Origin of the sequence: Psychrobacillus sp. FSL K6-4046 (assembly GCF_038624605.1) — a bacterium.
Taxonomy (GTDB): domain Bacteria; phylum Bacillota; class Bacilli; order Bacillales_A; family Planococcaceae; genus Psychrobacillus.
Genome location: NZ_CP152020.1, coordinates 1,183,782 through 1,202,551 on the forward strand (window position 1 = coordinate 1,183,782; position 18,770 = coordinate 1,202,551).

Annotated in this window: 24 protein-coding genes; 11 read left to right on the top strand and 13 right to left on the bottom strand. The window is 37.1% G+C overall.

Features of this window, described 5'->3' with window-relative positions:
* Positions 1 to 35 precede the first annotated feature (35 nt).
* The gene (locus tag MKY09_RS05705) at positions 36 to 302 is read right to left on the bottom strand and encodes a DUF3055 domain-containing protein (RefSeq protein ID WP_169359644.1); all 267 of its coding nucleotides are present in this window, start codon (positions 300 to 302) and stop codon (positions 36 to 38) included.
* Between the two features lie 87 nt (positions 303 to 389).
* On the opposite strand from MKY09_RS05705, the gene MKY09_RS05710 reads away from it, so the two are divergent.
* Together MKY09_RS05710 and MKY09_RS05715 are read left to right on the top strand one after the other, a co-directional pair.
* Complete coding sequence (locus MKY09_RS05710; protein ID WP_169359645.1) at positions 390 to 851, top strand: DUF86 domain-containing protein; 462 nt, start codon at positions 390 to 392, stop codon at positions 849 to 851.
* Complete coding sequence (locus tag MKY09_RS05715) at positions 838 to 1,602, top strand: TIGR01457 family HAD-type hydrolase (protein ID WP_298468799.1); 765 nt, start codon at positions 838 to 840, stop codon at positions 1,600 to 1,602. The genes MKY09_RS05710 and MKY09_RS05715 overlap by 14 nt, the downstream gene beginning before the upstream one ends.
* A gap of 106 nt (positions 1,603 to 1,708) precedes the next feature.
* On the opposite strand, the gene MKY09_RS05720 is transcribed toward MKY09_RS05715, so the two are convergent.
* Positions 1,709 to 1,945, bottom strand: a complete 237-nt coding sequence (locus MKY09_RS05720) for a YuzB family protein (RefSeq protein WP_251556618.1) — start codon at positions 1,943 to 1,945, stop codon at positions 1,709 to 1,711.
* A 128-nt stretch (positions 1,946 to 2,073) separates the two neighbouring features.
* Between MKY09_RS05720 and MKY09_RS05725 the strand changes: the two genes are divergently transcribed.
* On the top strand, positions 2,074 to 3,141 hold the full coding sequence (locus MKY09_RS05725) for an NAD(P)/FAD-dependent oxidoreductase (protein WP_298468796.1): 1,068 nt from the start codon (positions 2,074 to 2,076) through the stop codon (positions 3,139 to 3,141).
* Between the two features lie 52 nt (positions 3,142 to 3,193).
* Here MKY09_RS05725 and MKY09_RS05730 read toward each other — a convergent pair whose 3' ends face one another.
* Together MKY09_RS05730 and MKY09_RS05735 are read right to left on the bottom strand one after the other, a co-directional pair.
* Positions 3,194 to 3,520 (bottom strand): YuzD family protein, encoded by a 327-nt coding sequence (locus MKY09_RS05730; RefSeq protein WP_169359649.1) that lies wholly within the window; start codon positions 3,518 to 3,520, stop codon positions 3,194 to 3,196.
* A gap of 191 nt (positions 3,521 to 3,711) precedes the next feature.
* Complete coding sequence (locus MKY09_RS05735) at positions 3,712 to 4,191, bottom strand: hypothetical protein (protein WP_342567833.1); 480 nt, start codon at positions 4,189 to 4,191, stop codon at positions 3,712 to 3,714.
* Between the two features lie 333 nt (positions 4,192 to 4,524).
* Here MKY09_RS05735 and MKY09_RS05740 point away from each other — a divergent pair, with 333 nt between their 5' ends.
* Positions 4,525 to 4,758 carry a NifU family protein gene (locus MKY09_RS05740; RefSeq protein WP_144538629.1) on the top strand — a complete coding sequence of 78 codons (234 nt, stop codon included), beginning with the start codon at positions 4,525 to 4,527 and terminating at the stop codon, positions 4,756 to 4,758.
* A 44-nt stretch (positions 4,759 to 4,802) separates the two neighbouring features.
* Here the strand turns inward: MKY09_RS05740 and MKY09_RS05745 are convergent, their stop codons facing one another.
* Positions 4,803 to 5,474: a DUF2225 domain-containing protein gene (locus MKY09_RS05745; protein ID WP_342567834.1), complete on the bottom strand. Its 672-nt coding sequence runs from the start codon at positions 5,472 to 5,474 to the stop codon at positions 4,803 to 4,805.
* Between the two features lie 143 nt (positions 5,475 to 5,617).
* Here MKY09_RS05745 and MKY09_RS05750 point away from each other — a divergent pair, with 143 nt between their 5' ends.
* The 5 genes from MKY09_RS05750 to MKY09_RS05770 all read left to right on the top strand — a co-directional run bounded on the left by MKY09_RS05750 (position 5,618) and on the right by MKY09_RS05770 (position 9,348).
* On the top strand, positions 5,618 to 5,980 hold the full coding sequence (locus MKY09_RS05750) for an iron-sulfur cluster assembly accessory protein (protein ID WP_169359652.1): 363 nt from the start codon (positions 5,618 to 5,620) through the stop codon (positions 5,978 to 5,980).
* A gap of 334 nt (positions 5,981 to 6,314) precedes the next feature.
* Complete coding sequence (locus MKY09_RS05755; RefSeq protein ID WP_342567835.1) at positions 6,315 to 7,526, top strand: NAD(P)/FAD-dependent oxidoreductase; 1,212 nt, start codon at positions 6,315 to 6,317, stop codon at positions 7,524 to 7,526.
* A gap of 353 nt (positions 7,527 to 7,879) precedes the next feature.
* On the top strand, positions 7,880 to 8,374 hold the full coding sequence (locus tag MKY09_RS05760) for an NUDIX domain-containing protein (protein ID WP_298468772.1): 495 nt from the start codon (positions 7,880 to 7,882) through the stop codon (positions 8,372 to 8,374).
* 427 nt (positions 8,375 to 8,801) lie between these two features.
* Entirely contained in the window at positions 8,802 to 8,924 is a 123-nt protein-coding gene (locus MKY09_RS05765) for a YuiA family protein (RefSeq protein ID WP_169359656.1), read from the top strand.
* Positions 8,925 to 9,018: 94 nt separating this feature from the next.
* Positions 9,019 to 9,348 carry a YuiB family protein gene (locus tag MKY09_RS05770; protein WP_298468768.1) on the top strand — a complete coding sequence of 110 codons (330 nt, stop codon included), beginning with the start codon at positions 9,019 to 9,021 and terminating at the stop codon, positions 9,346 to 9,348.
* 975 nt (positions 9,349 to 10,323) lie between these two features.
* Here MKY09_RS05770 and MKY09_RS05775 read toward each other — a convergent pair.
* Complete coding sequence (locus MKY09_RS05775; protein WP_169359658.1) at positions 10,324 to 10,800, bottom strand: divergent PAP2 family protein; 477 nt, start codon at positions 10,798 to 10,800, stop codon at positions 10,324 to 10,326.
* 122 nt (positions 10,801 to 10,922) lie between these two features.
* Here MKY09_RS05775 and MKY09_RS05780 point away from each other — a divergent pair, with 122 nt between their 5' ends.
* Together MKY09_RS05780 and MKY09_RS05785 are read left to right on the top strand one after the other, a co-directional pair.
* Positions 10,923 to 12,425, top strand: coding sequence for a leucyl aminopeptidase (locus tag MKY09_RS05780; protein WP_342568218.1), 1,503 nt, complete (start codon positions 10,923 to 10,925; stop codon positions 12,423 to 12,425).
* Between the two features lie 59 nt (positions 12,426 to 12,484).
* Positions 12,485 to 12,754 carry a hypothetical protein gene (locus MKY09_RS05785; RefSeq protein ID WP_342567836.1) on the top strand — a complete coding sequence of 90 codons (270 nt, stop codon included), beginning with the start codon at positions 12,485 to 12,487 and terminating at the stop codon, positions 12,752 to 12,754.
* Positions 12,755 to 12,941: 187 nt separating this feature from the next.
* On the opposite strand, the gene mnhG is transcribed toward MKY09_RS05785, so the two are convergent.
* Genes mnhG through MKY09_RS05820 form a run of 7 tightly spaced genes read right to left on the bottom strand, consistent with a single transcriptional unit; the run spans position 12,942 to position 18,728 of the window.
* On the bottom strand, positions 12,942 to 13,322 hold the full coding sequence (mnhG, locus tag MKY09_RS05790) for a monovalent cation/H(+) antiporter subunit G (RefSeq protein ID WP_298473809.1): 381 nt from the start codon (positions 13,320 to 13,322) through the stop codon (positions 12,942 to 12,944).
* The gene (locus MKY09_RS05795) at positions 13,306 to 13,587 is read right to left on the bottom strand and encodes a Na(+)/H(+) antiporter subunit F1 (RefSeq protein ID WP_298473808.1); all 282 of its coding nucleotides are present in this window, start codon (positions 13,585 to 13,587) and stop codon (positions 13,306 to 13,308) included. The genes mnhG and MKY09_RS05795 overlap by 17 nt, the downstream gene beginning before the upstream one ends.
* On the bottom strand, positions 13,584 to 14,063 hold the full coding sequence (locus MKY09_RS05800; RefSeq protein WP_298473804.1) for a Na+/H+ antiporter subunit E: 480 nt from the start codon (positions 14,061 to 14,063) through the stop codon (positions 13,584 to 13,586). Before MKY09_RS05800 ends, MKY09_RS05795 begins: the two co-directional genes overlap by 4 nt.
* A complete protein-coding gene (locus tag MKY09_RS05805) occupies positions 14,063 to 15,553 on the bottom strand; it encodes a Na+/H+ antiporter subunit D (RefSeq protein WP_342567837.1) in 1,491 nt (496 codons plus the stop codon). The genes MKY09_RS05800 and MKY09_RS05805 overlap by 1 nt, the downstream gene beginning before the upstream one ends.
* Positions 15,546 to 15,887 (bottom strand): Na(+)/H(+) antiporter subunit C, encoded by a 342-nt coding sequence (locus MKY09_RS05810; RefSeq protein ID WP_169359664.1) that lies wholly within the window; start codon positions 15,885 to 15,887, stop codon positions 15,546 to 15,548. The genes MKY09_RS05805 and MKY09_RS05810 overlap by 8 nt, the downstream gene beginning before the upstream one ends.
* Complete coding sequence (locus MKY09_RS05815; protein ID WP_298473797.1) at positions 15,887 to 16,309, bottom strand: Na(+)/H(+) antiporter subunit B; 423 nt, start codon at positions 16,307 to 16,309, stop codon at positions 15,887 to 15,889. The genes MKY09_RS05810 and MKY09_RS05815 overlap by 1 nt, the downstream gene beginning before the upstream one ends.
* Positions 16,296 to 18,728, bottom strand: coding sequence for a Na+/H+ antiporter subunit A (locus MKY09_RS05820; RefSeq protein WP_342567838.1), 2,433 nt, complete (start codon positions 18,726 to 18,728; stop codon positions 16,296 to 16,298). The genes MKY09_RS05815 and MKY09_RS05820 overlap by 14 nt, the downstream gene beginning before the upstream one ends.
* Between the last annotated feature and the right edge of the window lie 42 nt (positions 18,729 to 18,770).

The window sequence follows — 18,770 nt, forward strand, 5'->3', positions numbered from 1 at the left end:
TACAGAGAACTTTTCTGATTATGTCAGGGACATCATTAACTCAGTAATTCTCTTAAATATTCTCTAAGCTCTAATGCTTCCTCTTCGGATCTATTAAAAATATGCTCTAGGTAGCCCGGTTCTTCTACATCATCTGAACCTATGATGGCTGACCGATTGTATTGTATATCCATTACAAGAACTTTTCCAAAAAATCGAGAGCTCTGTACGATCGCTAAGTCGTAACGCTGAGACTCGCCTGTAAATCCAACAAACCTTGTTTTTGTATCTTCGACATCATCATATAAAAAGAATCGCTCCACCCTTGACACTCCTTCCTTACCTAACAATTATGGTACTATAGAATAGAAGTAGATATCAACGAAAACAAGAAATTAGGAGGCTGTACCATGTATTTTGTGGACCGTAAAAGTATAGCACTGACACTAAAGCATATGAGAGAATTGTTAGTGTTAATTGATGGCAATAAAGACTGGAATGAAAATGAAATTACCAAGTTAGCCCTGGAGCGAGTTGGACAAAATATGATTGAGTCTGTTATAGATGTAGGTAATTCTATGATTGATGGCTTCATCATGAGAGATCCGGGTGGCTATGACGATATAATTGATATTTTAACCGATGAAAAAGTTATTACACCTGAAATGGATGCCCCTTTAAAAGCTGTGATTGAAATGAGAAAAGAGCTTGTAAGACATTTCTTTTCCGTTGACCATAAGCAATTAGAAAGCGTATTGGTGGAAAACCTTCCTTATTTAAAACAGTTCCCAGAAAGAGTAGAAAATTATTTGATTAACGAACTTGGACCCGTTTCGGCATTTTTACCGGAGGACTCCGATGTCCGCCTATAAAGGGTACTTTTTAGATTTAGATGGAACTGTTTATAAGGGACAAACACCAATTCGTGAAGCTGTCGATTTTGTTCATTATTTGCAAAATAAAGGAATCGAGCCTTTCTTTGTAACAAATAATTCATCGATGACTCAAAAGCAATTACAGCAGAAGCTCGCAAAGATGGAAATTCAAACATCTGAGGAGCAAATCATTTCTTCTAGTATTGCTGCAGCAAATTATATTGCAGAGCATTATCCTGCAAAAAGTGTTTTCATGATCGGGGAAGAGGGACTAAGCGATGCTCTAGCCTCCGTTGGGATTGAGACGACTGATGAGCTAGCGGAAGTTGTCGTAATGGGAATAGACCATCAGGTCAATTATGAGAAGCTTGCGCAGGCTTGTTTATCAGTGAGAGCAGGAGCGGCATTTATTTCTACTAATAGTGACCATGCGTTTCCAAGCGAGAGAGGGTATCTTCCTGGGAATGGTGCATTCACGAAATTAGTAGAGCATTCTACTGGTGTTGAGCCAATTTTTACTGGAAAGCCACAGCCATTTATGCTGGAGTTTATTCAAAAAAAATATGGCTTTAAAAAAGAAGAGATGGTTATGATCGGAGACAACTATCAAACAGATATCCTTACAGGGATACACATGGGCATTGATACAGCTCACGTCAATACAGGTGTCAATCGTACGGAAGAGCTACAGATGTTATTGAAAAAACCGACTCATTTCTTAGAAACCTTACATGATTGGATAAAATAAATAGTATTAAAAAATGAAAAAAAGGCACTTCCTGTTCGTTTGAACAGAAGAGTGCCTTTTTTTCTATTAGTTAAAAAATATTTTAAAATCAGATTTGCGGCTGCTCTTAAAACAAAGGATTTTCTTCAATATATTTGTATATATTAGATACTAATTCTTCAGAGGAATTACCTTCGACGACATCCCCATTTACGATGGCGAATAGCGTTTCAGAGCATAGAGAACAATAGCTGAGGCAGCCATATTCTAGTACGTCTAAATCTGGATCTTGTTCTAATATATCAAAAGCTTCTTGTGAACCATTTGCAAGGTTGCTTATACAAAATTCAACCATTGGATTCATAGCTGTCACCTCACTACATCGTCATGCTACTCTATTTTTTTTAAAAGGTCAATTGAGAAGTTGTATTGTGAAAACTGTCACAATCATTTATAATTTGAGGAGACATTGAAAGAAAAGGGAGAATATTTATGCGAAAATTAGTCTTATTAGGTGGTGGATACGGTAATATGCGCGTATTATTACGCCTATTGCCAAATAATTTACCGGATGATGTAGAAATAACATTAATAGATCGTACGCCATTTCATAGCTTAAAAACAGAATTCTATGCTTTAGCAGCAGGAACTTCATCTGACCAAAATATAAGAGTTGCTTTTCCAGACAGTAACAAACTAAATATTGTTTATGGGGAAGTTGAGAAAATCGATGTAGAAAACAAGCAAGTCATTCTACAAGGAGAACAAACTGTTCCTTACAATGATTTAGTCATTGGGTTAGGCTGTGAGGATAAATATCATAACGTTCCGGGTGCAGAGGAATACACTTATAGTATTCAAACAATAGGACGTTCAAGAGACACTTATAATAAGATTGGTGGACTTCCAGCTGGATCTATAGTAGGTATTGTTGGAGCAGGCTTAAGCGGAATCGAGCTTGCAAGTGAACTTCGCGAAAGTAGACCGGACCTTAAGATTAAATTATTTGATCGTAGTCCTCGTGTATTACGAGACTTTCCTGAGCGCTTAAGTAATTTTGTGCAAAAATGGTTTGATACAAATGATGTTGACGTTATTAGCAACTCGAATATAACGAAGGTCGAGCCAAATAAATTATACAATCATGATGAAATAATCCCTGTGGATGTAGTAGTGTGGACTGCTGGTATTCAGCCTGCAGCACCAGTCCGAGCTTTACCAGGTGAAAAGGATAAGACAGGACGCATTATTCTAACTCAATATCACGATTTGCCAAGCTATGAAAATGTATTTGTAGTGGGAGATTGCGCTTCTTTACCTTTTGCACCAAGTGCTCAGCTTGCCGAAGAACAGGCAGAACAAATAGTAAAGGTTCTACAAGCACGCTGGAAGGGCCAACCGCTTCCAGAGAAAATGCCAGAGATTAAACTAAAAGGCTTCATGGGATCATTAGGGAAAAAACAAGGATTTGCCTATTTGGCAGATATCTCAGTTACTGGTCGCATTGCGAGATTAATGAAGTCAGGCTTACTATGGATGTATAAACGACATAACGGTTAAAATAAAAAGCTTAGGAACGTAAAGAATACGTTACTAAGCTTTTTGCGATTATTTAGTTTGCTATATACCCATACTTTTCAAGAGCCGAGAATACTGGCTTTAATTGAATATATCCTTCACCTATTACTTCCTCGTTAATCATGATTAGTGGATAAAAAAACTCATCATTGGCAATTTGATTGGCAATCGATTGTTGTTTTTCATCTTCTAGAGGCTGCTCTATATCAATATATGAAAATGTTATTTGATGTTCTGGAAATTTTCTGCTGATAGCGGCTTCTAACCATTCGTATGTGTCCTTTGATGAAGGTGCATTCACACAGCTTGCACATACTATATCGGCACCGTAAACTTCTACAGTGAGCTTTTCTTGTGCCATAATTTACTTGTCCCCTTTATCTGTTTAATCCTTATCCCCTACACATTACATTATAAAGGGGTTACTGAAAAGCTGTCAAAAGGTCCACACCTCTTCATTTTAATAGGAGGCTTCATGAGCAAAGTCAGGACTGGATTAATTTACTAGCCCAATAAGGAGCGATAGGGATATACGATACTTCTTCTCTTATTCTATCTGCCACCTAATGAGACGTACTCCAATTGGTTGTCCTTGTCGTAATGGAACACGACGAGACTGTTGCTGTCGTGCTGCGGGTTATACATGTAATAGCTTATCTCGGTCATGTCATCAAATTTGTTGAAGAAACCGATGTGTTTCGACTGCTTGGCCAGTTCGACCTCGAACGGTAGATTACCCTCTGGTTCCGCTAGGTGTATCGCATTGTTCTTTACTTCGAACTTGACCGGGAACTCGGCTTTTAGCGTTTCGAAATCCTCAGCTGCAAGTAGATCCATGAAGCGCCTCGACGTTCTATCGGTTTCCTGTAGGAATCCGTTGTAGTCAGCTCTGTCCTCACTTAGTTTATCTTTTAGCTCTTGATTCTCTTTTTCCAGCGCTTCGATTTTTTTCTCGTGATCCGCAAGGTCTTTTTCATCTGAACAACCGACCATCATGATTGAAATGAATGTCAACGATAGTAATTTTTTCAATTAATTACCCTCCTGCTATGTCATTAAGTGACATTTTATAACGAAATACAAAATTGTACAATTTTTCTAAAATAAGTGTTGTAAAGATAGTGACATAAGTTAATAAAAATGGCATAAATTGATGGCCTTTTTACTCAATGAGATGACAAATGCTCATTTTTAGACGTTCAAAACTACCTGGAGCCATTCTATGAGTGTCATGCAGAGATCACAGTATGTAATATTCATTCATCTTTGGGCAGACTATTTACCGTAGATGTTTTACGGGAAGTAAACACTTCCATTTAATCAGCAATTATTCTATAATGATTGTAGTGAAAGGAGTCGATCTATATGACTGATACAATTAATGAACAAGTTCAAGAAGTTTTAGATAAATTGCGCCCATTCTTACTACGAGACGGTGGGGACTGCGAGCTTGTTGACGTTGAAGACGGCATTGTAAAACTACGACTTTTAGGAGCATGCGGAAGCTGCCCAAGTTCTACGATCACTTTAAAAGCTGGTATAGAACGCGCTTTACTAGAGGAAGTACCTGGTATCGTAGAAGTAGAACAAGTATTTTAATCCAAAAAAATATGAAAAAAGAAGCCTAACTGGCTTCTTTTTCTTTATGTACGCATTTCCTGCCAGCGTTCCTTGGCCATCTCAATAAGTGAAGGTTCAACAGAAGAGCTTTGTTTTTCTAGGATCATCGAAAAATAACGTGTAGCTAAATCTCTTGCTCCAATTCGTCTAGATAGCTCTGCTATCATGTAGAGAACTCGTATCTCAGACATTTGGGTTCCACTATAATCCTCCCTAGAATATGAATCGATATAGCGATCTCTTGCTATTTCTAGAAATCTTTTTTCCTCATCTTGTTGTCCTAATATACGGTAGAGCCAAGCTACTCGCAATGCTAAGCCGGCTATGGATACAAATTTTTCTTTCTTTAAAGATGCACATAATATTCCTAACTTATAAGCAGTGATCCCTTCTTGAATTGTTCTTTCACCGCCGTACGATCGTGATGTCCATTGTTTGGTTATGTTCTCCTTGATCGCGTTTTTTACACTTGGAGCAAAATATTTTGTGAAATCATCTGTAAACGAAAAGCCACAGTGCTCACATACAAATACATTATAAAGTAATGGATTGATTTCTTTATTCTGGTAGATTGGTTGAAAGTCTGTATCATGGGTTTCTAGCTTTATAAATTTCGAACGAATTTTAGTTGACTTAAATTTATTCTTACAGTGTAAGCATACTACCTCTTTTTGATAATACGGAAGTATTTCCATTACTTTTTCCCCTTTGAAGCCTATTATTTCTTTTATTATACTGTAAAAATATGTAGAAAGCGATGTCAGTTTCGAGTAGTTTTCCTTGTATAGATAGTGGAAACATTGATATTATATATACATAAGGAAGGAATGTGATCTACATGACAGAAGTAGTTAATTTGTCTGAAGCGGCAGCTTACCGCGTTAAAGAGATGATGGTCCACAATGAGGAGGAAGGTTCACTTCTACGTGTTTCCGTTAACGGTGGTGGATGTAGCGGACTTTCCTATGGTATGGGATTTGAAAAAGAGAAAAACCAAGATGATTTAGTTTTGCATCAGCATGGACTAGACATCATTGTTTCCAAGGAAGATGCATCTATACTTACTGGAACGGTCATCGATTATAAAGAATCGTTGATGGGTGGAGGCTTTACGATCGATAACCCGAATGCAATTGCTTCCTGTGGCTGTGGTTCATCGTTTAGAACTGCTAAAAAAGAAGGCACACCTGAAAGCTGTTAAATAAATGAAAGAACATTTTCTTGAATTAGAAAATGTTCTTTTTTATAAATAAAAAGCATATACGCTCTTAAAAGGAGAAAGCTAAAAGGACTGAATAGTTTCCTTATTTGCATGCTAGTTAAACTTGCATTTGAACTTTTTAATAAATACTAACAATTATCTGTATATTCCTACCTTTAGAATGTTGTTAAATAGTGTTGAAATCCTATTCTAAAAGGTCTAAAATAGGTATAGTGTGAAATTTGTCGGAAAAATGACAAGCTAAAAACGAATGAACAAGATTTATGAATCATTCGGTTGTTATAAAAAATAAAAAAAGGTGGTTGCGATCTTCGTGAAAAGACCAACAGTTCTAGTATTAGGAGCAGGTTACGGTGGATTATCTACTGTAGTAAACCTTCAAAAATTAGTAGGTACAGATGAAGCAGATATAATTTTAATAAATAAAAACGATTATCATTACGAATCAACTTGGTTACATGAGGCTTCGGCTGGTACGTTAAGTCCAGATCAAGTACGTTACGATATTAAAGACGTTATCAATAAAGGAAAAGTTCAATTCGTAAAAGCTACAGTTGAAGGAATTGATGTAAACTCTAAAAAAGTAGCAACAAGTGCTGGGGAATACACGTATGATTACCTTGTGATTGGATTAGGCTTTGAAGGAGAAACATTTGGAATTACAGGTTTAGATAAATATGCTTTATCTATTGCAAACGTAAATGCAGCTCGTCAAATCCGTGACCATATCGAGTACCAATTTGCTACATGGTCTACAGAAGAAACAAGAGATGATGCTCGTTTAACAATCGTTGTAGGTGGGGCTGGATTCTCTGGTATCGAATTCTTAGGAGAGTTAGGGAATCGTATTCCTGAGCTTTGTGCGGAATATGATGTGCCAAAAGAAAAAGTACGTGTTGTTTGTGTTGAAGCAGCACCTATGGTTTTACCAGGATTCGATCCTGAGCTAGTTGAATATGCTGTTCGCCAACTAGAAGCAAAAGGAATTGAATTCTCTATTGGAACACCAGTAGTAGAAGCAACTCCTGAAGGCGTTAAGATTAAAAAAGGTGAAGAGGAATTTGAATTCATCAAAGCTGGAACAGTTGTTTGGGCAGCAGGTGTCCGTGGAAACCGTTTAATCGAAACTTCTGGTATCGAAAATATGCGTGCTCGCGTTAAAGTAGAAAAAGATATGCGTGCTCCTGGATTCCCAGATGTATTCATCGTTGGGGACTGTGCATTAATGATTAATGAAGAGATTAATCGTCCATACCCACCAACAGCTCAAATTGCTATGCAACAAGCTGTAACAGTAGCTCAAAATATCGTAGCTCTTATGAAGGGTGAAAATACGAAAGAATTCGTTCCTGAGCTTAAAGGAACAGTATGTTCTCTAGGTGAGCATGATGCAATTGGTGACGTAATGGGTAGAAAGCTAACTGGTACAAAAGCTTCTATTATGAAAAAGGTTATTGATAACCGTGCTCTTTACATGATCGGTGGAGTTCCATTGATGATCAAAAAAGGTAAATTCAAACTATAATATTAATATAACCAAATCTCCTACTGAATTATTCAGTGGGAGATTTTTTTGTGGAGGAAAATACAAAAAAGCTTGGAGAAGCGTTTTCAGCTTAATCACATCCAATTATAATTATACTTGGTGGATAATAAAAGGTTTTAAGCTTAACTTTTAGTGCATTGTAATAAGGTGAAGGGGATAGATGCCAGTGCAAAATCTTCTGCTGTTTTTGGTTTTAATAGAACAAATAAAAAACAAGATAATTGAGACCCATTAACAAATAACCGTAACAAGAACTTTCCCTTTAATTTTCTCCCCATTTTCTTGTCTTGAAGGAAATTGGCGCTTACACTTATCTTAAGGGAGTTGGTTTAATGTCTAGAGATAAAAGAGGTAGCGTATGGCTAGGAGTAGCTGGGTTAGTTTTAAATAGTAAAGGTGAATGGTTGGTTGTTAACAAGCGATACGGTGGGTTGGAAGGTAAATGGTCGCTTCCAGCTGGCTTTGTAAATGGCAATGAAACAGTTGACGAGGCTGTGCTCAGAGAGGTATTAGAGGAGACAGCGGTAAATTGTAGAGTCATCAATATGATCGGGTTTAGAAGTGGTGTATTGCAAGGAAAAATAAGTGATAATATGGCTATTTTTCTTCTTGAACCAACAACAGATGAGCCAATTATCCAGGTACAGCTTTCAGAGCTTTATGAAGCAAAGTGGATTCATCCTACAGACTTATTGCTCGATGAGACAGCCTCCGTTATGTTACATGAGCTAGCAGCAGCTTCCTTAGAGGTTGGTTTTCCAACTATAGATGGTGTAGATCCAGGAGATATATTTGGTTATACGAGTTATAAATTATTCATAAAATAAAAGCTGAAACTAATACGGCATAAGGGGCTTGCATAGCTTTTTATGCCGTATTAATATTATGTGTTAATGATATATAATAGCTGCCGTATCAAACAAGAAAAATCATTTTTTTATGATTGTAGGGCAAGTGACGAGTGATGGCTTAATTAACGCTCCCCCCATAAAAAGCATCCGCTAAATAAGCCGAAAATAATTAGCTGTATTAATAAAAGCATATAAACCCTAATATTCATTTTCAATGGTTGGTTTTTTTCAGTCAAAATGGAATAAATATAAACGATTTAATTAGTAATAAATTAAATAATTAGAATAATTTCATTATTTAGACACATTTATTTAAAAAAGTAGAGGATGTTCATTTACAAATATATTAATACGTGATATATTATCTGAATATTATAAATAAATGAATGAGGAGGCGCTAAAAATGACTAAATTACAAGAAGTAACTTCAAAATCATGTCCGTATTGCAAAGGGGAAGGGTACTTTCAATTAAGGCTTGGAGGATCCGAAACATGTGGCTGTTGTCAGGGCACTGGCAAGAAATAATAGTAAGGCTTTTTGACAAAAATGTGAAAAGAGATAACTGGATTGAATACCTGCCTCCGTTAAGGTAAACTATTTAAAGATGTAACGGAGGTTAATGACTATGAATTTTACAATTACACAGATGATTCTTTCAGTTTTAATATTTCTAGTAATGTTTTTTGGAATCGCCTTCCTATTAAATATGTTGCTTAGAATGTCTTGGTTTGTAGCTATTCTTTATCCACTTATAGTGATATTTATTATTGATGAGGTCGGAATTTTTGATTACTTTACAAAACCGGGTTCTTCCTTCTCTGCGCTAGGAGAAAAATTCATGTCACTACATATGGCAGATATCGTTATTTTATCAAGTGGTTTTGTCGGTGCAATTCTAGCTGGAATTGTAATTAAAATGCTACGTAAAAGTGGATATCAGATGTTTTAGAAAGATGGCCTATCTAGGCTGTCTTTTTTTGTTGTAGAGCCACTCTACTTAAATCTGTTTAACAAAAGATTTTTATAAATATACATAAACAGTTTCCTAGTTATATGCAGAGGTTTCAGCTTTAGCGATATCCACTCTATTATTCCTTTGGAAAGCTACGAAGATCGTTATTCTCTTATCTATTGTGTGCTTCCTCTTATGAGGTTTATATTGCTGAGAACAAATAAGTTAAATGGGAGTGGGAAAATGTTATTATTATGGCAACTTTCATTATTTGTTTCAATTTTAACTTTATTAGTTGGTTTTGTTAAAAGGTCTTGGGTCTTTTTATTAATTAGTACGTTTACATTCATACCGATAGCATATTATTTTTTAGGGGCGAATAATGCTTGGAAATATGTTGGTTTAACTCCTGTCATACTACTTGTTCTTACTATATTATTCTGGTTCATAAGTAAAAAAATGAGTTCAGTTAAATGATAAATCTATAAATAAAACCCTTTAAAAAAAGAAATCAAATAAAAATGAGCTTGGAGAAAATATCCCAGCTCATTTTAATTTAGGCTATGTTAAAGGTTAGGGTTGATTTATGATGCAAAGAAATCTTAGATCAGAGAGTAGAATTGATTTCCGCCCCAGCCGGACGCTTTCCTCGGGGTGAGCGATAAGCCATCACCCATCGCTTACGCGCGTGGTTGTGATGTCTTATCTGTCTCACTCATCCCGTAGGAGTCGCCGTCTGGCGCTCCAATCAATAAACGGGAACAGCTTTAGCATCGATAAAGCGCTTATAAACTTACTCGCATAAATAAAGTAGAAAAACTGTCAACAACCCCAATTCATCAACTATTTAAGTTCTTAATAGCCATTTGACTTTTTATAATGTTTACAGTCACTATAAAAAAGAATTGTTAGTCAAAATCAACCGATAACTTTAACAAAGCTTTAATTTATTCAACTTTCACCTTGATAGCCTTATAAAATAACCGTATAAATAACTATGGATATTAAAATACCGGTTAATGCCCCCATAAAAACTTCAATAGGCTTATGTCCAAGTAAAGTTTTTAGTTCTTCTAGCTTTTCCTCGCTCTTCTTGTGTCCCCAATCCTTTGTCTGATTAACAAAAGTTTGAAAATCTACACGCATCTGATTGATAATGATGGCTTGCTGACCGGCTTGAAATCTAACACCTGTTGCATCAAACATCACTATAACTGCGAACACTGTAGCAACTGCGAAAAGGGTAGAGTCTAATCCCGTTTCAAAAGCAATAGCTGTACACAATGAAGTTACAGCAGCCGAGTGAGAGCTTGGCATTCCACCTGTAGAAGTGAATAATTTCCAATCTATCTTTTTAGTGACCAGAAAATGTATTGGTATTTTCACGAACTGGGCAAAGAAGATGGAGAAAAGAGCAGCTAATAGTGGAGTATTTTGGAGAATTGCCACAGCAGACACCGCCTTCCTTGTAAAACTTTGTTACTTTTAGTATAACATATTCTCACTATTCGAAAAATCATTCTCGTTGCTATATAATAAGAATGTATCCAAATTATGTAGGGGGAAAAATGATGATTATTAGCACTAACAATGTAACATTCGAAGAAGTACAATCCGAAACACTAGTGGTAGGAATTCCTAAGCATCCTGAAAATACAGAGAAATGGGATGCATTATTAAATGTGTATGGAAATCACATTCTTGATTGGATAAAAAGTGGTGACATATCATCAGACTCGAAAAAAATAGTTAAAGTCCCAATAGCAGGTCAAGAAACTGTTAAAAGAATATTATTTGTAGGGCTTGGAGATCGTAAAAAGTTAACACAAGAAAATATTCGAGAAGCATTTGGTTTAGTAGGGAAAGAGCTACTTTCTAGCAAGCCTGAATCCCTTGCAGTGTGGGTTCCATCATTTACCTCTGAGAGCGCTACAGAAGCTGATGTAGCTTATTTAGCCGGTGAGGGGATTGGTATGGGAGCTTTTGTTTATGAGGGCTATAAAACAACCTCTAACGTTCCGGATTATTATTTACCAGCTATCGAGCTTTTAACAGATACTGACTTAGAAGAAGCTGCAACTTACTTTGAAGTAGGAAGTATTTATGCGGATGCTGTTAATGAAGCTAGAATTTTAGTGAATACACCAGGGAATGTGCTGACTTCTACACAACTAGGAGAGTATGCAAGAGAGCTTGGTGAGACATATGGCTTTGAAACAGAAATATTAGGTAAGAAAGAAATAGAAGAGCTAGGTATGGGAGCTTTATTGGCTGTGAACCAAGGCTCAGTTGAAGAACCACGTTTAATCGCTTTGAAATATCAAGCAACAGATAACTGGGATGATGTAGTAGCACTTGTAGGGAAAGGAATCACTTTCGATACAGGAGGTTACTCTATTAAAACAAAAACTGGTATCGTTGGCATGAAAGGCGATATGGGTGGAGCAGCAGCAGTTTTAGGTGCTATGCAAATTATTGGTGAGCTTCGTCCAAATAAAAACGTTATAGCTGTAATTGCTTCAACGGACAATATGATTTCTGGAAATGCATTTAAGCCAGATGATGTTATTACTTCTATGAGCGGAAAAACAATTGAAATTCTTAATACTGATGCAGAGGGACGTTTAGTTCTTGCAGATGCAGTAACGTATGCAAAACAGCAAGGAGCTAATTATATCGTCGATGTGGCTACTTTAACAGGTGGAGTAATCACCGCATTAGGATTCGATAAAACTGGAGCACTAACTAATAATGAAGAATTCTTTGAAACCTTTATGGAATCCTCTTTGGAAACAGGAGAATTTGTATGGAGACTTCCGTTAACTGAAAATGATAAGAAACGCATTCGTAAAAGTGACGTTGCAGATCTGAACAACTCCCCTGGAGGAGATGGTCATATGATTTTCGGTGGTGGTTTCGTTGGAGAATTTGTAGAAGATACACCATGGATTCACTTAGATATTGCAGGTACATCCGATGCAAAAGCAGCATATGATTTTGGACCAAAAGGCGGTACTGGTGTTATGGTTCGTACTTTAGCAACGCTTATTGAAAGAATGGCAGACGAGGAGTAGGATAAACGCACAGGACACTTATCCCACATAGCATACACTGTGTTGAAAGGAGGGACATTATGGTTAGATATCAACGCGGTGGTTATGGGGGAAGAGGTCCAGGAGGTCCACGGGGTCCAGGTGGCCCAGGTGGCCCAGGTGGATTTGGAGGTTACGGAGGTTTTGGTGGTGGCTTTGGTGGATTTGGAGCTCCTCTATTAGGAGGCTTTGTAGGAGGACTTTTAGGTTCTTCTATTATTGGATTTGGTGCAAGACAACCATATCCATATCAACCTTATCCATACCAACCTTATCCTTACTATGGTTCACCATATTCCCCGTACTATTAACTAGTATAAATAAAAAAGCTTTTGCAATTCGTGGAGGATCACGTTTTGCAAAAGCTTTTTTTTTATGGAAGGTATTTCACCTCGAATATAAAAGATGAGCGATGGAGCTAAGTTTTACAAAATCTAAAAAGTGCAGGCAAAGCGTTAACCAACTTTGCTTGCACTTTTTGTTAAGCATAATTCGAAGCTAGTTCGTATCTGTTTTTACCTTCATATTCTTTCTTTTCTCTTCCACAACTTCTTCTAAATCATCTCGCACTGTAAGGTCACAGCATTCCACGCCAGAATAATACGCGGCTCTTCCCATCATATGACCTCCGACTGGACCAGTAATGAAGAGAAATAAGATACCAAGTAAAATTCGCGAATTAAATGTACCTTCGATTAACCAAAAGTGAAGGAACACTCCTATTAAGATGCTCATCACTCCGAGCGTTGCACTTTTGGAAGCAGCATGGGCTCTTGTGTAAACATCTGGTAAACGAAACAAGCCTATTGCGGTCACTAAGATGAAAATAGTTCCAAAGGATATAGTACCTACGATGAATATATTAGCTATTACGGTCACGTTGAATGATCTCTCCCTTCTCCGTGAACTTAGAAAACGCTACAGTCCCAATGAAGGAAAGTACGGCCAATAAGAGGATGACCTCTAAAAAGAATGGAGTGTCAAATAAGATTGAAATCAGACCGATTAATGAGATCAGGCCAACTCCAATTGCATCCAAGGCAATAACTCGGTCTGGAGTAGTAGGCCCCTTTACAAGACGATAAATGAAGCCTAGTAAAGCAGCGCTGATAAGCACGACAATTACCCATAAAAAAGTTATCATGATCTACTCACCTCCAATATTGCTTTCTCAAAGGTATCGCGTATGGAGTTCACTGCTTCGTCTATATTGCTAAACTCAATAGAGTGTATATATAACGTTTTATTGTCATCCGAAACATCAATAACTACCGTACCAGGTGTTAACGTTATAAGGCTGGACAGCAAGGTTATTTCCCAGTCTTCAGTCAATACTGTTTCCAACGCAAAGATTGCCGGACGGATAGGCATTTCTGGCTTCACGATTAATTTTAAAACAGAGAAGTTAGAAAGTATTAGCTCCTTTAAAAATAAGAATGCTAATTTTATAACAGCCCATACACGATCCATATAGAATCGTGACTTAAAGGATTTTCGAAGCATGAAAAGCATTAGCAAGCCGAGCAGATATCCTACTATAAAAGTAGTAGGTTTAAACGATATGGATAGAAACATCCACGTAAGGGCTATAAATACATTTAACAAAATCTGAAAAGCCATTATTTCACCCCTTCAAAGACAGCATCAACATATAAGGAAGGATCTAATAACACATTGGATGCATCAGTCATAAGTGGCACTAAGAATTCGGCTCCAACGCCATAAAAAACAGTAACAGCAACTAGAGCTATTGTTGGAACTAATAAACGATTATAGGATGTAGCGTCCAAGTAAGAGGATTCGCCTTTTGGCTCACCCCAGAATGCATAGATGAAAATCCGGATAGCGGATAGTAATACGATGAGACTGGAAAGTAGGATAAAAATACTTTGCCATAATAATTCCCCTTCGAAGCCACCTTGAACGATTAACATCTTACCAATAAAGCCGCTTAACGGAGGAATTCCAGCTAAACCAAATGCTGCGATTAAATAACTCCAAGCAAGAAGTGGATATTTCTTCATCAATCCACCCATTTTTCGTAAATTGGACGTGCCTGTAATTTTAATGACAATGCCAATTAATAGGAACAGAGCACCTTTTATCAATATATCATGGATTAAATAAAAGACAGAACCAATCATTCCATTTTCGTTCATAATAGAAGCCCCGAATAAGATGACCCCTACTGCAATGACGATATTATAAATAATAATTTGCTTTAAATCAAAGTAAGCAAGTGCACCTATACATCCAACGATGATCGTAACAATTGAGAGTATCATGAGCAGTTCATGAGTGAATCCAACGTCGGTTGTAAAGAACAAAGTATAGGTACGCATGATAGCATATACGCCGACTTTAGTAAGCAATGCGCCAAACAAAGCAAGTATAGGGACTGGCGGTGCTGCATAAGAGCCTGGTAGCCAGAAGAAAAGAGGGAAAATACCGCCCTTTATCCCGAATACGATCAAGAATAATACAGCGATTAGTGTTACAATTCCTACCTCGCCAATCTCGGTCAATTTAACGGAAATATCAGCCATGTTTAATGTCCCGACTACGGAATATAAGTATCCTACTGTAATAACGAATAAGGACGAAGAGACAATATTAACTATTATGTATTTAATAGATTCTTTTAATTGTACTTTTTCTCCACCCAACACAATTAGTACATACGAAGCCATTAACAATACTTCAAAAAATACAAATAGGTTAAAAATATCACCTGTTGTAAATGCTCCGTTAACACCTGTTAACATAAATAAGATCGCTGGATAGTAAAACGACTTTTCTCTCGCTTCATCCATGTAAGTAAAGCTATACCATACAACAAATAAAGTGATGATAAGAGAAGAGGTAACTAAAAGAGCTGAAAACATATCTGAAACCATTGTAATCCCAAATGGTGGAGCCCAGCTACCTAGGGTAAGGGTTTGTACACCATCCGTCTTTACTTTAAAGAGTAATGTAAAGGCCGATACTAGCGCCGTCAGCAATCCAATAATAGTGACCGTTCGCTGCGCTTTTATTCTTTTAGGGAAAAATAAAAGAATTGCCGCAAACAAGAAAGGGATGAGGACTGGGAATAATAATAGATTAATCATTGTCTTCAGATCCTTTCATAAGTTCCATATTGTCCGTTCCCACTTCTTTATACGTTCTATAGGCTAAAACTAGTGAGAATGCTGTAACACCGAAAGCTATTACAATAGCCGTTAATATTAAGGCTTGTGGAAGTGGGTCGGCATAATCGGTTACTCCATCAGCTAAGACAGGAGCAGATTTTCCTCCAAGGCCTCCCATTGTTAAAAGAAGCAAATGGGTTCCATGGCTCAGTAAACCTGTTCCAATAATAATCCGAATTAAACTTCGTGAGAGGATTAAATACACAGCAGCCATAAATAGAAAGCCGATTAAAATGGACATCATAATTTCCATTATTCATCTCCTCCTATCATTTGAATAATTGTCATTGTAACACCCACAACAACCAAATATACTCCTGTGTCAAAAAACATAGCAGTATGGATGGATGTTTTCCCTAGTAAAGGAAGGTTGAAATAATCATATACATGAGTGAAGAATGGAACATTAAAGAAAATAGAACCTGCAGCGGTAGCCAGGGCTATAACAAGCCCAACTGCAGTGACAACGGTATAATTTAAAGGAAGCATATCCTGGACTGTTTTTAAGTCGAATGCCAGCAAAAGGAGGACTATTGCGCTAGACATTAACAGACCTCCGACAAAGCCTCCACCAGGTGTATAATGACCTGCAAAAAAGATATGGATGGAGAAAAGAAAAATGATAAAAAAGACTACTTTTGTTGTTGTTTGGATGATTAAATCATTTGTTTTCAACTTTTCTTTCTCCTTTCTTTTTTGCCAATCTCAGTGTGATCATTGCTATTATTCCTAGAGATGCAATAGTAAGTACGCTAATTTCAAATAATGTATCAAAACCACGATAATCTACCAAAATTACGTTTACTATATTCCCGCCTCCCGCCTCGCTATATACGGTCTTTTTGTAGTACTCCGATATAGAAGGAACGAGTTTTTGAGAATGTGCAGAAATAGCAATTAAGGTAACCATAATTCCAACACCAAGGGCTATTAGAAAGTTAGTTAAACGGAATTTACGATCTTCCTTACCTTTTTCATGCTTGTTTAATTTAGGTAGGTGATAGAATGCACCAAGGAACAATGCCACAGAAACTGTTTCTATTACTAGCTGAGTAAGAGCTAGGTCTGGTGCCTTGAATATGATGAAAAACAATGCCACTGTATATCCGACAGCTCCCAATGCAATGATTGCTGTAAGTCTAGACTTAGTAATTAATATTGTAAGTGTTCCAATAATAATTAATAACGATAACAGTACTTCAAAAAACTTGATAGGTGCCAAGTTATCAAAGCTAATGACAAATGCATCCTTTATCCACATAGTACTTGCAAGTAAAATGATAATTGCTCCAAAAATATAAATTAAGTAGGAGCGGATGGAACCTTTCATGTATAAAGAGGACACTTGATTGGCACCACTCTCTGAAAGCATCATTAACCAATCATAAACGCCGTTCAATGTAACCTTGGCTGGCATCTTCGAGTAGGCAACGCTCCACTTAGGGAGTGTTCTGTATAAAAGATAGCCGACAAGGAATATTCCTAACGTCATATATAACGCGGGCGAATCAAATCCATGCCAAGCTTTTATTTTGAATCCTACGTCAGAAGGTAGAGCATAGGTGCTCGGTTGAATAACTGCTACCGCAGGCTTAATAAATGTATTTCCAAAGAAATTTGGGATGAAAAATATCACGATTACAAGTGTTGCTAATATTCCAGGGGAAATAAGCATTCCGATAGGAGCCTCATGCGCTTTTTTCGGCAGCAACTCAGGTGTATGCTTTCCGCGGAACGTGTGTAGGACAAAGTACAGGCTGTAAACGAATGTAAAGACACTTGCAATCCAAGCAACGACTGGTATCAATATCCACCAAGTATCCATTGAATATAGACCAACATGCTGTAACGACAGGGTCGCATCTAAAAACATTTCCTTACTCAAAAATCCATTGAATAGGGGAATACCGGCCATAGAAAGACTACCAATCATTGCAATCGTAAAGCTAATTGGCATTAGACTCATTAGCCCTCCAAGCTTACGAATATCACGTGTGCCGGTTTCATGGTCTACAATTCCAGCAATCATAAAGAGACTTCCTTTAAAGGTTGCATGATTTAGCAGATGGAAGATGGCAGCAAATGTAGCAAATGTGTAGGTCGTTACTAAATCACCTGTAACGTGATACGCAATAGAGCCAATTCCTAGTAACGACATGATTAAACCAAGCTGACTTACTGTAGAAAAAGCCAAAATTGCTTTTAAATCAGTCTGTTTAACTGCAAAGAACGATCCCCAGAATAGTGTGAGGATACCGACACCAGTAACTAACCATACCCACACCTCCGAAAGTGCGAAAATAGGAGTAAGTCGTGCAACTAAATATAATCCTGCTTTAACCATAGTTGCTGAGTGTAGATAGGCACTGACAGGTGTTGGTGCTTCCATAGCATCTGGAAGCCAAACATAAAAAGGGAATTGAGCAGATTTTGTAAATGCCCCAAGCAATATTAGCACTAACGCCCAGACGAATAGATCATGCTCGGCAATAGTAGCTGCTTGTGAGATGAGTTCCCTAATAGAGAAAGTCTCTCCCATAATGCCTAACAGTAAGAAGCCACCTAGCATCATCAATCCACCAAATACAGTAATCATCATCGATTTCAATGCACCGAAGCGAGAACGATCGCGAGTATACCAGTAGCCAATGAGTAAGAATGATGAAATTGAAGTTAGCTCCCAGAAAAAATAGAGCCCAATTAAGTGGTCAGATTGGACAACGCCAAGCATAGCTGTCATAAACATTAATAAGTATACGTAAAAATTTCCTAGATTCTCTTTATCCTTATCTAAATAAAAGATAGAGTAGAGAACCACGAGGGATCCTATCCCAGTTATTAATAAAGAAAATAGTAAGCTAAGGCCATCTATGTACGAGACAAACGAAATATCGAGTGATGGAATCCAAGGCATTTCTTCTGAAAAAGTTTTTCCATCCATTACTGAAGGAATATACATTGCATATAAAACTACTAAAAGTAAAGGTGCGATTAGAACAAACCAGCCAGTATGGATTCTTTTTGCTTTTTTATACAATAAAGGGATAAAAACAGCCAAAATAATAGGCAAGAATATTGCAAAAATCATGGACATGAGAATCCTCCTTCCAACAATATATTTATGTATATAAATAAA

Coding starts and splice junctions, on each gene's coding strand:
- MKY09_RS05740 (WP_144538629.1), top strand. CDS start 4,525: ATGACTGATACAATTAATGAACAAGTTCAAGAAGTTTTAGATAAATTG.
- MKY09_RS05800 (WP_298473804.1), bottom strand. CDS start 14,063: ATGGCTTTTCAGATTTTGTTAAATGTATTTATAGCCCTTACGTGGATG.
- MKY09_RS05750 (WP_169359652.1), top strand. CDS start 5,618: ATGACAGAAGTAGTTAATTTGTCTGAAGCGGCAGCTTACCGCGTTAAA.
- MKY09_RS05725 (WP_298468796.1), top strand. CDS start 2,074: ATGCGAAAATTAGTCTTATTAGGTGGTGGATACGGTAATATGCGCGTA.
- MKY09_RS05820 (WP_342567838.1), bottom strand. CDS start 18,728: ATGTCCATGATTTTTGCAATATTCTTGCCTATTATTTTGGCTGTTTTT.
- MKY09_RS05710 (WP_169359645.1), top strand. CDS start 390: ATGTATTTTGTGGACCGTAAAAGTATAGCACTGACACTAAAGCATATG.
- MKY09_RS05715 (WP_298468799.1), top strand. CDS start 838: ATGTCCGCCTATAAAGGGTACTTTTTAGATTTAGATGGAACTGTTTAT.
- MKY09_RS05795 (WP_298473808.1), bottom strand. CDS start 13,587: ATGATAACTTTTTTATGGGTAATTGTCGTGCTTATCAGCGCTGCTTTA.
- MKY09_RS05785 (WP_342567836.1), top strand. CDS start 12,485: ATGGTTAGATATCAACGCGGTGGTTATGGGGGAAGAGGTCCAGGAGGT.
- MKY09_RS05760 (WP_298468772.1), top strand. CDS start 7,880: ATGTCTAGAGATAAAAGAGGTAGCGTATGGCTAGGAGTAGCTGGGTTA.
- MKY09_RS05770 (WP_298468768.1), top strand. CDS start 9,019: ATGACTATGAATTTTACAATTACACAGATGATTCTTTCAGTTTTAATA.
- MKY09_RS05780 (WP_342568218.1), top strand. CDS start 10,923: ATGATTATTAGCACTAACAATGTAACATTCGAAGAAGTACAATCCGAA.
- MKY09_RS05805 (WP_342567837.1), bottom strand. CDS start 15,553: ATGATTAATCTATTATTATTCCCAGTCCTCATCCCTTTCTTGTTTGCG.
- MKY09_RS05745 (WP_342567834.1), bottom strand. CDS start 5,474: ATGGAAATACTTCCGTATTATCAAAAAGAGGTAGTATGCTTACACTGT.
- MKY09_RS05730 (WP_169359649.1), bottom strand. CDS start 3,520: ATGGCACAAGAAAAGCTCACTGTAGAAGTTTACGGTGCCGATATAGTA.
- MKY09_RS05720 (WP_251556618.1), bottom strand. CDS start 1,945: ATGAATCCAATGGTTGAATTTTGTATAAGCAACCTTGCAAATGGTTCA.
- MKY09_RS05765 (WP_169359656.1), top strand. CDS start 8,802: ATGACTAAATTACAAGAAGTAACTTCAAAATCATGTCCGTATTGCAAA.
- MKY09_RS05810 (WP_169359664.1), bottom strand. CDS start 15,887: ATGGAAATTATGATGTCCATTTTAATCGGCTTTCTATTTATGGCTGCT.